Annotated in this window: 10 protein-coding genes; 5 read left to right on the forward strand and 5 right to left on the reverse strand. The window is 67.0% G+C overall.

Annotation, left to right across the window (positions count from 1 at the left end; genetic code table 11):
• Positions 1-135 precede the first annotated feature (135 nt).
• Entirely contained in the window at positions 136-1,275 is a 1,140-nt protein-coding gene (locus VGK32_02140; GenBank protein HEY3380534.1) for an aldose epimerase family protein, read from the reverse strand.
• A 1-nt stretch (position 1,276) separates the two neighbouring features.
• Complete coding sequence (locus tag VGK32_02145; protein HEY3380535.1) at positions 1,277-3,844, reverse strand: hypothetical protein; 2,568 nt, start codon at positions 3,842-3,844, stop codon at positions 1,277-1,279.
• Between the two features lie 147 nt (positions 3,845-3,991).
• On the opposite strand from VGK32_02145, the gene VGK32_02150 reads away from it, so the two are divergent.
• Together VGK32_02150 and VGK32_02155 are read left to right on the forward strand one after the other, a co-directional pair.
• Positions 3,992-5,329, forward strand: a complete 1,338-nt coding sequence (locus tag VGK32_02150) for a deoxyribodipyrimidine photo-lyase (GenBank protein ID HEY3380536.1) — start codon at positions 3,992-3,994, stop codon at positions 5,327-5,329.
• Between the two features lie 33 nt (positions 5,330-5,362).
• Positions 5,363-6,352 (forward strand): DUF523 and DUF1722 domain-containing protein, encoded by a 990-nt coding sequence (locus VGK32_02155; protein ID HEY3380537.1) that lies wholly within the window; start codon positions 5,363-5,365, stop codon positions 6,350-6,352.
• A gap of 33 nt (positions 6,353-6,385) precedes the next feature.
• On the opposite strand, the gene VGK32_02160 is transcribed toward VGK32_02155, so the two are convergent.
• Positions 6,386-7,624, reverse strand: a complete 1,239-nt coding sequence (locus VGK32_02160) for a dipeptidase (protein ID HEY3380538.1) — start codon at positions 7,622-7,624, stop codon at positions 6,386-6,388.
• A gap of 786 nt (positions 7,625-8,410) precedes the next feature.
• Between VGK32_02160 and VGK32_02165 the strand changes: the two genes are divergently transcribed.
• Positions 8,411-9,604 (forward strand): porin, encoded by a 1,194-nt coding sequence (locus VGK32_02165; GenBank protein ID HEY3380539.1) that lies wholly within the window; start codon positions 8,411-8,413, stop codon positions 9,602-9,604.
• Positions 9,605-9,649: 45 nt separating this feature from the next.
• Positions 9,650-10,888, forward strand: a complete 1,239-nt coding sequence (locus tag VGK32_02170) for an ammonium transporter (GenBank protein HEY3380540.1) — start codon at positions 9,650-9,652, stop codon at positions 10,886-10,888.
• 61 nt (positions 10,889-10,949) lie between these two features.
• Here the strand turns inward: VGK32_02170 and VGK32_02175 are convergent, their stop codons facing one another.
• Positions 10,950-11,678 carry an HD domain-containing protein gene (locus VGK32_02175; GenBank protein HEY3380541.1) on the reverse strand — a complete coding sequence of 243 codons (729 nt, stop codon included), beginning with the start codon at positions 11,676-11,678 and terminating at the stop codon, positions 10,950-10,952.
• A 24-nt stretch (positions 11,679-11,702) separates the two neighbouring features.
• Complete coding sequence (locus VGK32_02180) at positions 11,703-12,944, reverse strand: ChaN family lipoprotein (GenBank protein ID HEY3380542.1); 1,242 nt, start codon at positions 12,942-12,944, stop codon at positions 11,703-11,705.
• Positions 12,945-13,002: 58 nt separating this feature from the next.
• On the opposite strand from VGK32_02180, the gene rmuC reads away from it, so the two are divergent.
• Positions 13,003-14,334, forward strand: a complete 1,332-nt coding sequence (rmuC, locus tag VGK32_02185) for a DNA recombination protein RmuC (protein ID HEY3380543.1) — start codon at positions 13,003-13,005, stop codon at positions 14,332-14,334.
• The last annotated feature ends 12 nt before the right edge of the window (positions 14,335-14,346 follow it).

Raw genomic sequence — 14,346 nt, forward strand, 5'->3', positions numbered from 1 at the left:
GGCCGTAGCGGAACATGACAGGCAAGCTGTGCTGTGTACTTTTTTGCGTCAACCGTCGGGGCGACGGTTCGAAATGGACCTCGATCCCTGCAACGCTGGCAGAAACCGAGGTCCGTACCTGGTCGATTCCGGCGATCAGAAGGCGTACACGGTGGTCGTCCGGTAGGTCTGGCCCGGACGCAGGATCGTCGACGGGAAGTTCGGGTGGTTGATCGAGTCGGGGAAGTGCTGCGTTTCGAGGCAGAATGCGGCGTGCTTCTGGTATGGGACGCCCTTCCGGTTCCGAAGCGTGCCGTCGAGGAAGTTGCCCGAATAGAACTGAACTCCAGGCTCCGTGGTGCGGACCTCCATCGTGCGGCCGCTCTTCGGCTCGACGACGCGCGCGGCCAGGGCCGGCTGCCCGCCGCCCCCCGTCTGCGTGTTGATCACGTAGTTGTGGTCGTAGCCGACCGGCGGCGCGATCGGAACCTTGGCGATGCGGGCGCCGATGGCCGTTGGTGTCGTGAAGTCGAAGACCGTGCCCTTGACCCGCTCGAGTGTGCCGGTCGGGATGAGCGTGTCGTCCACGGGCGTCATCTGGTCGGCGTTGATCATCATCACGTGATCGAGAATCGTTCCGGTGCCCTCGCCGGCGAGATTGAAGTAGCTGTGGTTGGTCAGGTTGACCGGCGTGGCCTTGTCGGTCGTCGCGGTGTAGTCGAGGTGCAGCTCGTTCGCGTCCGTCAGCGTGTAGACGACGGTGACGTCGAGGTTTCCTGGGTAGCCTTCTTCGCCGTCAGGACTGCGATACGAGAACTTCACGGCCTGGCCCACTTTCGACGCAACGACCTCAGCCTTCCAGACGACCTTGTCGAAGCCCTTGACGCCGCCGTGCAGGTGGTTCGGCCCGTTGTTGGTGGCCAATCTATAAGCCTTGCCGTCGAGAGTGAACGTGCCCTTGGCGATACGGTTGCCGATGCGGCCGACCGTCGCGCCGAAGTACGGGACGCCTGCGAGGTACGGTTCCAGCTTGTCGAAGCCGAGGACGACGTTGGCACTCGTGCCGGTCTTGTCCGGCACGAGCAACTCGGTGAGCGTGGCACCGTAGGTCATCACCTTGGCGACCATGCCCTTGCCGTTGGTCAGCGTATAGATTTCCACGGGAGCGCCTTCCTTCGTTTGGCCGAACGGGGCCTTCTGGACTGTGGCCTTCGCGCCCACGCCAGACGAGGGTTTCTGACCGGACGCGTTGAGTGTCACCACGAGACCGACGATCACTGAGAAGATGGCCTTCACGTTATTGACTCCTTCCTACCCCTGCTTTGACTCTGGATCCGAGCCTGACAACAAGCCGCGCGTCCACCCAGTCGGTCGGCCCGTCAGGCATGGCCACGACAATCGTGCGGAAACGGCCATCGCGGCTGAGTTCGCGACCGCCATCAATAGTGAGCACCTCGAACGGGACAGCCAGCCGTACCCGGTAGGTGCGCCCGCGCAGACCCTGCAGCCTGGCGGTGTAGACGCCGGCGTCGACGCGCGCCTCGACTACCCGGAGGCGCTGCGGCGTGTCGCCGAGCGCCAACGGCCGCTCCGCGGGCAGGAGTTCAACGCCCTCCGCGATGAACGCCCCTGCCGGGAACGATGGCGGCGTCGAGGCTCCCGCCGTCCGCCGGGTGAGCCGCTCGGCGCCCGGCGGCAGCGCGGGTATGAGTTGGACCGGGAGCTCTCCCTTGCCCGGACGAATGTCGAACGTGATGCCGTGGGCCACGCGCCGTACCTCGAGGTCGCCTCTCGTGTTTCGCCACCGCAGGTTCTTGACCAGCATGTGGTCCCAGGCAGCCGGCAGGCGTGGCGACAGGCGAAGACCCCAGTTCTCTTCCTGCAGGCCGACCAGGCCGCGCATCACCGCCGAGACGAAGCCGGTGGTGGCGAAGAGCTGATGTGGCACCGCCGCGTCGACCGAGCGCAGGCGATCGCCCGACAGCAACTCCGGGATGAAGCCGCGGCTCTCGAGGAACGTGACGTCGGCGAGCGCGTCGAGATACTGCCAGGCGGACTCGCCGCGGCCCGCAGTGTAGAGCGCGAGCGCGGCCCAGCCGGACAGGAAGGGCCACGACGCACCGTTGTTGTAGGAGAGGGGCTCGTAGAGCGTGCTCTCCCTCGACAGCATGCGCGCGCCCCAGTCGGTGGCGAGCCCCGACCGCGCCAGTTCGTCGAGCATGCCCTCGACCGCCGGATGGCCCTTGTCGAACACACCGCGCCAGATGCCGAACGCGGGCCAGTCGGTCTGTTCCGCCTGGCCAGCGCCGTTCTTCAGGATCGCGAAGTTGATCCGCCTGTTCGCATCGTCGAGGAATCGGCGGTTCAGCGCGGCGCGGGCCTTGCCGGCGGCCGCTTCGACAGTTGACGCGAACGCGGGTTCGGCGACCTTCGCGAGATCGATCATCGCGGCCGTGGCCTCGGTCCAGACGCTGGCGAGGAAGACATCGGTGAGGACGTCGCGGCTGCGGAGCCGGCCGGTCTCGATGACGAGGCCCGCCTTCGTGTTGTCCATCAGGCCGTCGCCGTCCTCGTCGGTCGAGACGCAGTAGTCGTAGGCCTTGCGCATCGACGGCCAGTAATCGCGGGCGAAGGCGCGGTCGCCGGTGGCGCGGACGTAGTCGCCTACGGCAACGATGTAGAGCGGCGTCGTGTCGGCGTGGTAGTAGCCGTAGGGGTAGTCCTCGAACCACCTGATGAAACCGGCGCCCTGCGACAGCTCGTGCATCATCTTGCCGTCGGTGCGCTGGTGCTTTCGGAGGAAGTCGAGCGACTGCCGCACCGTATCGAGATCGCCGTAGCCGGAGATGGCCCACGCGTTGATGAAGGTGTCGCCGCCGAAGAACCAGCCGAAGCCCGGGCGCTCGGTCGTGCCCGACGGGCCGAGGCCGGCAATCAGGCCGCAACCGAGATGCGGGTTGCAGACGAACCCCTTGTCGAGGGCGACCTTGCCCCACTCGAAGGCGAGGTTGAACCGGGCGTCCGGCGACTCGATGCTCGTCATCTCCTCGCGGAGCGTTCGATAGTGCGCGGCCGCCTCACGGTAGTGCGCTTCAGGAGATGCGAGCAGCGCCTGGTAGGTTTTCTTGGCGGCCTCGAGCTTCTCCGTGCTGGCGGCGAGGATGATCGGCACCAGGCCGCGGGCCGCGGTCTCCGGCGTGATGCGGATGGCGAACTGCGACGGAGCATCCGGCAGGTTGTGCGCCGGCTGCTCGGGTGGCGTCAGGCCAAGCGGCGAGCCGACGAGCGCCGCGTTCTTCCCGCTGCCTTCGCCGATGACGTACGCCTTCAGCGCATCGTCCCAGTAGCTGTACTGGCCGCCGAGCGCGGCGGGCCACATCGGCTTGAGGTCGGGACGGAAGCGGACGTAGACGGTGATCGGTTCGGAGGTCGAGACGTCGAGCAGCACGAGTCCGCCCGCCTGGTCGACCGGCACGAGCCAGGTGGCGTCGACGGTGAACACCGCGTGCGAGTATCGAACGGTGGCGGATTCGGGTCGGATGTCCACCGACGACGCGAGGCTGGTGTCGGGGATCGGATCCGCATACGCGGCCACGCCGAACGCGAGATGGAAATCGTGGAGGATCTTGAGCGGATAGGCCCAGGCCTCGAAGCTGCCGTCCTCGCGCCCCAGGAACGCCGCTCGTCGGCCCGACGCCTCCATGTAGCGAGAAGGGCGCGCGGCGCCCGTCAGCGCGATGGGATTGGCGTCGCGAGCGAAGCGGGGAATCGTGCCAGCGGCTGAGGCTGGCGGTTGCGCGGCCACGAGAGCCGGGTGGGCGACGACCCAGAGCGTGGCGGCCAGGCCGAGCAGCGCATGCTTCATGAGGGAACCCCCCGAGCCGTACGACAGACGGCCAACCTGCGAACACGCGGCGCGGGTCACGAGACGGGCCGGTGAGTAGTATAGTCGCTGCGAGGTATCGGGCCGAGCATGACATGGAATACTGACGACCCCCGGATGACCTTGCGGGTGCCTGGCCCTCCTGACCCGGCCGGTCGTGTGGTCGTCTACTGGATGCAGCACGCGCAGCGGGCCTCGGACAATCCGGCGCTCGAGGCCGCGATCGGTGTGGCGAACGAACTGAACCATCCGGTGGTCGTGCTGTTCGTCCTCGATCCCCGCTTTCGGTCCGCCAACCTGCGGCACCTCCATTTCATGCTGCAAGGGCTGGCCGAACTGCCGGCCGCGCTGGCCGAGCGGCGCGTCGGGTTCGTGCTCCGCTGTGGGCGAGGGGACGAGGTCGTCAGGTTCTGCCGCGAGGTCGGGGCTTCGCTGCTCGTCGGCGACGAGAACCCGCTGCGCGAAGCCGAGGCGTGGCGCCAGCGCGTGGCTGAGCGTGTCCGCATCCCGTTCTGGACGGTGGACGCGGATGTCGTCGTGCCCGGCGGCCTGCTGCTGAAGGAGCAGTATTCGGCCGGGACGATACGGCCGCGCATCCACAGGCAGCTCGACTGGTGCCTGCGGCCGATTTCGGCTGGGAAGGCGGCCGTCAAGTGGCGGCGGCCGCCCGGCCTCGTGACGGTCGAGCCGGAGCCCGCGCTGCTCGATGAGCTGCGGATCGATCGCGCCGTCGGCCCGGTGGCGGGGGAAATCGGCGGACGCTCGGCCGGCCTCGGACGTCTGAAGGCGTTCGTGCTTGGTGGCCTGGTGGGCTACTCGGCCCGTCGGAACCATCCGGAAGCCGAAGGGACGAGCCGACTCTCGCCCTATGTGCACTTCGGCCAGCTCGGTCCCCGGGAGGTGGCCTTGGCCGTGCGCGACGCGGAGGCCGCGCCGGCGGATCGTCACGCGTTCCTCGAACAGCTCATCGTGAGGCGGGAGCTGGCGACGAACTTCGTGCGCCACAACCCCGCGTACGATCGTCTCGACGGGTGCGCGCGCTGGGCGCGCGAGACGCTCCGACGCCACCGCGGCGACGAACGCGTGTGGATCTACACCGAGCGGCAGCTCGAGCACGCGGAGACCCACGACCCGCTGTGGAATGCGGCGGAGCGGCAGATGGTCGAGAGTGGCTGGATGCACGGCTATCTGCGGATGTACTGGGGGAAGAAGATCCTCGAGTGGACGCGCTCACCCGACGAGGCGATGTCGATCGCAATTGCGCTGAATGATCGCTACGAACTCGACGGACGGGATCCGAACGGCTATGCCGGCATCGCCTGGGCGATCGGCGGCAAGCACGACCGCGCGTGGGGACCCGAACGGCCCGTATTCGGCACCATTCGCTACATGTCCTTCGCCAGCACCTCGAAGAAGTTCGACAGTCGCAGCTATATGGCGCGCTGGGCGGGGAAGGCGCCGGGGTGAGCCGTGCCCGCGGAGATCGAAAGGAAGCTTCTCATGGCAACGAGCACGTCCTCCGTGCGGATCGGCATCTCCGCGTGCCTGATCGGGCAGAAGGTTCGCTTCGATGGCGGGCACAAGCGTGACGCGTTTCTCGTCGACACCTTCGGGAAGTACGTCGAGTGGGTGCCGGTCTGTCCCGAGGTCGAGGTGGGGATGGGAACCCCGCGCGAGGCGATTCGCCTCGTGCGGCCGGGCGGCGCCGATGCCTCGGCCGCCGGGGGTGGAGGCGGCATCCGCCTCGTCGGGGTGAAGTCGGGTACGGACCACACCGAGGCGATGCGGGCGTTTGCGGCACGCCGCGTCGACGCGCTCGCGCGCGAGGATCTCGACGGCTACATCCTGAAGAAGGACTCCCCGAGTTGTGGGATGGAACGGGTGAAGGTGTACCAGGCGGGCGGGGCGCCGGCTCGCACCGGACGAGGGCTGTTCGCCGAGTCGCTCGTCGTACGCCTGCCGCTGCTTCCTGTCGAGGAAGAGGGTCGCCTGTCCGATCCCCACCTGCGCGACAACTTCGTGGAGCGCGTCTTCGCGTACCGTCGCCTGCGCGGCCTGTTCTCCGGTCGTTGGACCGTGGGCGCGCTCGTGCGGTTTCACACGGCGCACAAGCTCACGCTCCTGGCACATTCACCCGATGGCTACCGCGAGCTGGGACGCGTCGTCGCCCGGGCTGCGTCGATGCGGCGGGCCGACGTGAAGGCGGAGTACGAATCAGCCTTCATGCGCGCGCTGGCCACGATCGCCACGCCGCGTCGGCACGTCAACGTCCTGCAGCACATGCTGGGCTACTTCCGGAAAGTGCTCGATGACGCCTCGCGGGCGGAACTGGCCGAAGCCGTGGCGGACTATCAACGTGGGTGGGTGCCGCTCATCGTGCCCGTGACGCTGTTGCGGCACCATGTCCATCGATGCGACATCGGCTACCTGGCCGGGCAGATCTACCTCGAGCCGCACCCGAGAGAACTGATGCTCCGGAACCACGTCTAGGTCGCCACAGACGCCGCTAAGACCGCGCCGCTCTCACCGGCTCGAGAGCTTCCGGCCGACCTTCTCGGCCTGCTCCATCACCCGAAGCGTGTTGCCGCCGAGGATCTTCTTGACGTCGGATTCCTTGTACCCCCGGCGCAGCAGTTCCGCGGTGATCTTCGGCAGCTGGCTGCACTCGTCCATGCCCTCGGGCATCGTTGCTCCGTCGAAATCCGACCCGAGCCCCACGTGATCGGAGCCCGCGAGCTTCACGGCGTGATCGATGTGATCGACGATACGCTCCCACGAGACCTTGGGGGCCGGCCCCATCTTCTCGTACGCGGCGCGGACCTCGCGCCAGCGCTTCTCGGCGTTTTCCGGGCCGGGGTACTGTCGTTCCAGCTCCGCGCGCAGCGTGTCGAGCTGCGGCTCCCGCTTCTTCTGCTCCTGATACAGGGCCTCGTCGATGTACCCCGCCATGAAGTTGATCTGGATGACGCCGTCGTGAGCGGCGAGCGCCTTGATCATCTCGTCGGTCAGATTGCGCGGATGCCCGCAGAGCGCGCGGCAGGCCGAGTGCGACGCGATCACCGGCGCCTGGCTCACCTCGAGCACGTCCCAGAACGCCTTGTCCGAGATGTGCGAGACGTCCACCATCATGCCGAGCCGGTTCAGCTCGCGCACCACCTGTTTGCCGAAATCCGAGAGCCCGTTCACCTTTGGCGGCTCGCTCGACGAATCGGCCCACGTGACGTTGACCGTGTGTGTCAGCGTCAGGTACCGCGCGCCGAGCCGCGCGTAATCCTGCAGCACGTCGAGGCTCTCGTTGATCATGTGGCCGCCCTCGACGCCAATCAGCACGCCGATCTTCCCGTCCGCGTGCGCCCTCCGGACGTCCGCGGCCGTCAGGCACAGCGCGAGGTCCTTCGGATGCGTATCCACCAGAATCCGGAGCTTGTCGAATTCCGCCCGCGCGAGGCTCACGGCCTTTCCGCCCGTGATGGTGCCCGGCACGAATACCGAGAAGAACGCCGCGTCGAGGCCGCCCTCGCGCATCCGCGGCAGATCCACGCTGCTCGCGTCGGGCGCGTGGCTGGACGGCGCCGGATGACGGTCTTCGAACTTCCAGCCGCCCTGGAGCCGGTCCGTCGTGTCGATGTGCGTGTCGAACACGATGGCTTCCTGGTGGATTCGCTTGGCTTTCGTTGCGGTCCGGTCTTCCTGCCCGCGGATGACCACTGCAGCCAGGGCGACCATGGTGAGGGCGGCAACGACGAGCGTGAGGCGTGGCATGGCAACTCCTTGGTACTTCGACTCGCAACGACGGCCACGTTCGATTCTCGACGCATGTGGCCGGTTGCGCTCGCTCAGCACCAAGTCCTGAGGGCACAAATACGTCGCCGGACTTGTGCATCGAAGGACTTGGGGAACGGGGCATTCTAATCCGCCGAGGAGGCGAACGCCACAGCGACTGACCCCGCTGCCATGCGCCACAGTTGACAACGGACCGGATCAGCCGATAGGGTAGGCGCGCTTGCAGTTCGGGAATCCGCCTCCGGTCGATCGTCCCAATGCGCACCAGTGGCCACCGCCTCGTCACCTCCGAAACGGGTCCACGCGATGCTGGACCATTCGCGCCGCCGTGTGGCCTGCGTGCGGCGGTGCCGATTTCGCGTGCAACCCACCTGTCGGCGATTCTCTTCGTCGGCGTGTTGCTCGGTCTGTTCGGATCCGTCTGGCCGGCCGCCGAGGCGAGTGTCGGAACCTCGATTCGCACGCGGCTGACACAAGCGGCGTGCCCGCGACTCGTCGCAGCCGCCGCTGCTTCCGAGGACCAGCGGCCGAGCAACCCACCGTCGCCTGAACGCCATTCCGACGACTGGGCTCCGCTGGGGTTCCGGTCCACGTGCGCCTTCCTGAGAGCATCGGGATCGCGCGGTACCTCGACAACCCTGCGATTGCTCGTACGGCGGGGAGCCGCTCCCTCGCCCGTGATCCTCGCGTCCCGGCCTGGAGTCCCCGCCTCATCGCGATTTGTCTCCGTTGGTGCCTCGTCTGTCATCTGTCTCGGAGTTCTCTATGTCCATCCGTCGCCATCACGCGCCCCGCCGCGGATATCTGATCGTGGCGTGGCTCTTCTTCCTCCCCTTGGCTGGACCCCTTCTCGCGCAAACGCCAACCGACCCCACCCCTCCTGCTGGTTCAGCAGTCCCTCACGACAAGCCGTGGTATCAGGAACTGTCATTGAACGGGTTCGTGTCGAGTTCGCTTGTCGTCAATGTCAACGCTCCGGCGTCCCGCACGAACCAATACCGCGTGTTCGATGCGGATGACCGCAGTTTCACGCTCGACGTCGTCGAGTTGGTCGTGCAGCGTGCGGTGTCGTCGCCCGAACGGATTGGCTTTCGGGTGGACGTGACGTTCGGCAGTTCGGTGTCGAAGGTCACCGCGGCGGCCGGCCTCTTTCGCGACGAGGAGGGGAAAGCCGGGGATTTCGACGTCCACCAGGCGTACCTCTCCTACATCGCACCGGTCGGGAAGGGACTGCGGTTCGATGCCGGCAAGTTCATCACCCACATCGGGTACGAGGTGATCGACGGCTACGACGGGTACAACGACAACCAGTCACGTTCGCTGCTATTCGGCTACGCGGAGCCGGTCACCCACACGGGCCTGCGCCTGACCTATCCTTTCAGCGACAAGGTGTCCGGCCAGTTCTACCTCGTGAACGGTTGGGACAACGCGAGGGACAACAACCGCGGAAAATCGATCGGCGGTCAGCTCGCCCTCACACCGTCGCCGCAGGTCTCGATCACGGCCAACTACCTGGGTGGACCCGAGCAGGCGGACAACGACATCGACCTGCGTCACCTGCTCGATGTGGTGGCGATCTTCAAGCCGACGCCGGTCGTCACGCTGACGGCCACTTGGGACTACGGGCGCGAGGCGCACGTGACCCTCGCGGACTCAGCGGGCGGCGGCGTGAAGAACGTCAGCTGGCAGGGGCTGGCCGGCTACGTCCGGGTCGCGATATCGCCGCGCTCGGCGTTGACGGTCCGCGGTGAGTGGTTCGACGATCCGCAGGGTGCCCGGACGGCCGTCGTGCAGCGCCTGGACGAGTTCACCATCACCCCGGAATTCCGGCCGCATCCACGCTTCATCATCCGCGGTGATCTTCGTCGCGATCACTCGAACCACCCGGTCTTCGAGCGACGTGGCGGCTTCACCGACACGCAAGTGTCAGCGAGCCTCAATGGTCTCTTCGTGTTCTGACAGGAAACCCAGCACGCGTTCAACGGCAAGCCAGGAGGAGATGTCATGCACTGGGATACAGGGAACATCGGCTTCATGCTGGTCTCGACCAGCCTCGTCATGTTGATGACGCCAGGTCTCGCGTTCTTCTACGGAGGGCTCGTCGGACGCAAGAACGTCCTGACGATCATGATCCAGAGTTTCGTGTCGATGGGGGTCACAACGGTGCTCTGGGCGATCTGCGGGTACTCGATGTGCTTCAGCGGCAGCTACGGCGATGCGGCGAACCCCGACTACTGGGGCATCATCGGCAATTTCAGGCACGCGTTCCTGATGAACATGGGACCGACGACCGAGTTCGCTGCGTCCCCGACGCTGCCGCTCATCGTCTTCGTGGCGTACCAGATGATGTTCGCGCAGATTACACCGGCGCTCATCACGGGCGCGTTCGCCAACCGCGTGCGGTTCAAGGCCTATCTGCTGTTCCTGATCGCGTGGCTCCTGCTGGTCTACTTCCCGTTCGCGCACATGGTCTGGGGTGGCGGCATCCTCCAGAAGAACGGCGTCCTCGACTTCGCCGGCGGCATCGTCGTCCATTGCATCGCCGGTATGGCGGCGCTGGCAGCGGTGTTCTTCGTGGGCCGGCGCAAGGTCCAGGACAAGGGACCGCACAGCATCCCGCTCGTGGCACTGGGCACCGGGTTGCTGTGGTTCGGCTGGTACGGCTTCAACGCGGGCAGCGAACTGAAGGTGGACCCGGTCACGTCGTTGGCGTTCCTCAACACGGATGTCGCGGCGTCCTTCGCCGCCATCACGTGGCTGGTGCTGGCGTGGATCATCGAGAAGAAGCCGAAGTTCGTCGGCCTGCTCACCGGTTCGATTGCCGGGTTGGCGGCGGTGACACCGGCGGCCGGGTACGTCAGCACGCCTACCGCCATCCTCATCGGCATCATCGCCAGCGTCGTGTGCTACTACGCGATCTGGCTGAAGAACAGACTCGACTGGGATGACGCGCTCGACGTGTGGGGCGTGCATGGCGTCGGCGGCATCCTCGGCGTGGTCTGCCTGGGCCTGTTCGCCTTCAAGGCCGTCAACCCCGATGGCGGCGCCGATGGTCTGATCCACGGCAACCCCGCCTTCTTCTTCAAGGAAGTCGGGTCGGTCACGTTCGCCGCCATCTACGCGTTTGTCTTCACCTACCTGATGCTCATCGTCATCAACAAGATCACGCCGGTGAAGGTCAGCAAGGACGAGGAGGAGATCGGGCTCGACGAGGTCGAGCACGGGGAGGTGGCGTACCTGTAGAGCCGTCGGCGGCGAGCCGTGCGGACGGGGGCCTGGGCGCTCCGTCCGCGCGGGCGGCCGCTCAACTACCCGTGTGGGTCGGGGAGGGCGAGTCGCCATGCGACCCGCCGCGAAGGCTCTGGACCGTGGTGCACAAGGCGCCGGCGGCCCGACGGACGCGGCCGGCCAGCGGATCGTGGGGCGCCATCTTGTCGCCGACGAGCGACGCGACCGTGGAGTAGTGCCAGACGATCAGCGGGCCTCCGCGAAAGCGATCGAGGACGCTGAGGCCCAGGACGCGGATCTCGCTCAGCGTGCACTCGATGTTGTGGACCGCATCCGCGGCCTTCAGCGCCGCTTCGTCGGGCGACGCCTTCGCGAGCCGATCCAACTGCTCCTTCTTGCGCTCCAGCCAGTCGCGCGGCGGGCCTCCGTCGTTCTTGGTCTCGGTGACAGCCATCACCAACTCGAAGACCCGCGCGCCGAACTCGTGGCGGAGGAACTCGAGGCATGCCGCCCGGAACGCCGCGTGGCCGGCAGGGCACGGCAGGCAACCGGCGCCCGCCAACCGGCACAAGTCCCGCTGGAACCCCTCGTCGCCGAACCTGGCGTCCTCGACGACATCGTGCAACAGACCCGCGACGACGAGGTCCTCGTCGTACCCGTGCTCCTCGAGGAGCCGGGCCACCGCGACCGGATGCTCGATGTAGGGAACCGTCGTGCCCTTGCGCGTGGCGCCAGCGTGCGCGATCCGGGCGACATCCAGCGCGCGGGCGATCCGGGCGGACGGACGGGCAAACGGTTCGGTCATCGAGGCTCCGTGAAGGGGCCGGGGCTACCTCGGCGTGCGCCGAAAGACGACCCGCAGCGTGACGGTCTCGGCGCCGCGCTTCACGACGAACACCGCTTCGTCGCCCCAGCGCTTGGCGGCCATCTGCCGGTTGTAGGTCTCCTTGTCCGTCAGCGGTGCGCCGTCGAGCGACAGCATCACATCGCCCACCTTGAACCCCGCCTTGTCCCCCGGCGAATCCTTCTGGACGATGATGACGCGGCGCGACGTGTCCCCCTGGCCGACGGCCGTGGACGTGCCGAGCATCGGCAGGTCGGAATCGATCTGATCGGGGACACCCCACGTGAAGTTGGCGTAGGAAGCCCGCGTGCTCGTCGTCCGCCCGTCCTTGTCCGCGGAGACCGGCACCGGAATGATCGTGCTGATGGTGCCCTCGAACCACTTTCGCGCCTGCCGTTCGATCCCGACGCCGTAGGCCACGTGGCCGGACCCGACCATGACCACCATGATGGCCTTCGGATCGTTCGCGCGCTTCAGCGCCTCGACCGCATTGAAGCCCATGGTTGCATCCCAGGTGGCCTGCGCGCTCAGCATGTTCTTCAGCATCTCGTCCGGCATGCCCTCTCCGTGCACCGGGCCCATTTCCCCCTCGAAGGTGGTCTTGAAGAACATCAGGTGATCGGCGCTGTCCACATCGATGTCCTTCGGAATGTGGGCGGCCTCCTCGGGCGTGAGATTGGCCAGCCCCTTCTTGCGCACGGCCGCCACGATCTCGCGCGGCGTGTTGATCGCGAACATCGGGATGCGCTGATCGCGCGCGAACAGGAAGATGTCGCGGTAGTAGTCCCACGCATAGCCCCAGTTGTCGTACCAGCGCGACAGGCGCAGGAAGCCTTCCTCGGTCAGATAGCCCTCGCGCCACTCGTCGAGAAATCGCTGTTCGGTATAGGGATACATCTCGAGGCCGATCAGGACATGACGACCGGCCCGGTGCAACGCGTCGATGACGCGAAGCTGCGCGCGATGGAATTCGCTGTTGGTGTGCTCCTCGCCGACGAGCAGCAGCCGGGTGCCGGCCAGGCGGGTTGCCAGCTCGGCCGGCGTGACGGCCTCGCCGGTCTTCGTGTCGGTGATGGCGTCGAGCACGAGCGGCGCCTCTCTGTCCTTTCGCGCCGGGTCTCCGATGGCCAGATGGAGGATCTTGTCGCTCGCACGGACGACCGGTGCCCCCAGGGTCACGGCCAGCAGGACCAGAACGACGAGTCGCAGGAGGGAGGGCTTCTGCATGGCCCAATCCTACACGAATCGGAGCCTCTCTTGACGCCAACCGGTCTTCGGCGACACCATGCCGTCGTCCATGCTCGAGGCTGCTGGCGTCCTGACCGTCGTCCTGCTCGTCGTGATCATCGCGCTCGTCGTCGTGCTGGTGGCGCGGCCGGCGCGGGTGGATCTGTCACCGCTCGAGGCGCGCCTCGACGGACAGGAGGCCGGCCACGAGCGGATCGAGCGGACCACGCGCGACGAAATGGCGCGGGGACGCGTCGAGGCGACGACGCAGGCCAAGGACCTGCGCGAGGAGGTCGCGGCGACCGTCAGCCGTCTGGGCGACTCGATGGTCAAGGGGATGGGTGCGCTCTCCGAGTCGAACGATCGACACATGGAGGCCCTGCGCGCGACGATGGAAGAGCGGCTGCGGGCGCTGCAGGAGGAGAACGCGGCCAAGCTCGAGCAGGTGCGGCAGAGCGTGGACGAGCGGCTGCAGGGCACGCTCGAGGCCAGGCTCGGCGAGTCGTTCCGCGCGGTGAGCGAGCGGCTGGAGCAGGTGCATCGCGGCCTCGGGGAGATGCAGGCGCTCGCATCCGGCGTCGGGGACCTGAAACGGGTGCTGACCAACGTGAAGACGCGCGGCACCTGGGGCGAGGTTCAGCTCGGAACGCTGCTCGAGCAGGTCCTGGCGCCCGGGCAGTACGAGGCGAACGTCGCGACGAAGGAAGGGAGCGCCGATCGGGTGGAGTTCGCGATCCGGCTGCCCGGCCGCGACGCACAGGACGCGACGTCCGTCTGGCTGCCGATCGACGCGAAGTTCCCGCAGGAAGACTACCAGCGGCTGGTCGAGGCCTCGGACCGGGGCGATGCCGACGGCGTCGAGGTGGCGGCGCGCCAGCTCGAGACTCGCGTGAAGCTCTCCGCCCGCGACATTCACGACAAGTATCTCGACCCGCCACACACCACCGACTTCGGGATCCTCTTCCTGCCGACCGAGGGCCTCTACGCCGAAGTGCTGAGGCGGCCCGCGCTTGCCGATGGCCTGCAGCGCGACCTCCGCGTCGCCATCGCCGGGCCGACGACATTGTGGGCGATCCTCAACAGCCTGCAGATGGGCTTCCGCACGCTGGCGATCGAGAAGCGGTCGAGCGAAGTGTGGGTCGTGCTCGGCAGCATCAAGACACAGTTCGCGAAGTTCGGCGAACTGCTTGGCGGCGTGCAGAAGAAGCTGCAGGAAGCGTCGAACAAGATGGACGCCGTGGCCCGGCAGAGCCGGACCATCCAGCGCAAGCTTCGCGACGTCCAGGAACTCCCAGTGGCCGACGCACCCTCGCTCTTCCTCGCGCCGGCCGACGGGCCGGAAACCGTCGATACCCTGGACCTCGAAGAAGACGAGACATCGGGCACCTGAGCCCGCAGCCTC

The sequence above is a fragment of the Vicinamibacterales bacterium genome, assembly GCA_036504215.1.
Taxonomy (GTDB): domain Bacteria; phylum Acidobacteriota; class Vicinamibacteria; order Vicinamibacterales; family Fen-181; genus FEN-299.

Excerpts from the sequence above, each read along its gene's own strand:
- VGK32_02180 (HEY3380542.1), bottom strand. The coding sequence starts at position 12,944 with ATGCAGAAGCCCTCCCTCCTGCGACTCGTCGTTCTGGTCCTGCTGGCC.
- VGK32_02170 (HEY3380540.1), top strand. The coding sequence starts at position 9,650 with ATGCACTGGGATACAGGGAACATCGGCTTCATGCTGGTCTCGACCAGC.
- rmuC (HEY3380543.1), top strand. The coding sequence starts at position 13,003 with ATGCCGTCGTCCATGCTCGAGGCTGCTGGCGTCCTGACCGTCGTCCTG.
- VGK32_02145 (HEY3380535.1), bottom strand. The coding sequence starts at position 3,844 with ATGAAGCATGCGCTGCTCGGCCTGGCCGCCACGCTCTGGGTCGTCGCC.
- VGK32_02165 (HEY3380539.1), top strand. The coding sequence starts at position 8,411 with ATGTCCATCCGTCGCCATCACGCGCCCCGCCGCGGATATCTGATCGTG.
- VGK32_02160 (HEY3380538.1), bottom strand. The coding sequence starts at position 7,624 with ATGCCACGCCTCACGCTCGTCGTTGCCGCCCTCACCATGGTCGCCCTG.
- VGK32_02155 (HEY3380537.1), top strand. The coding sequence starts at position 5,363 with ATGGCAACGAGCACGTCCTCCGTGCGGATCGGCATCTCCGCGTGCCTG.
- VGK32_02175 (HEY3380541.1), bottom strand. The coding sequence starts at position 11,678 with ATGACCGAACCGTTTGCCCGTCCGTCCGCCCGGATCGCCCGCGCGCTG.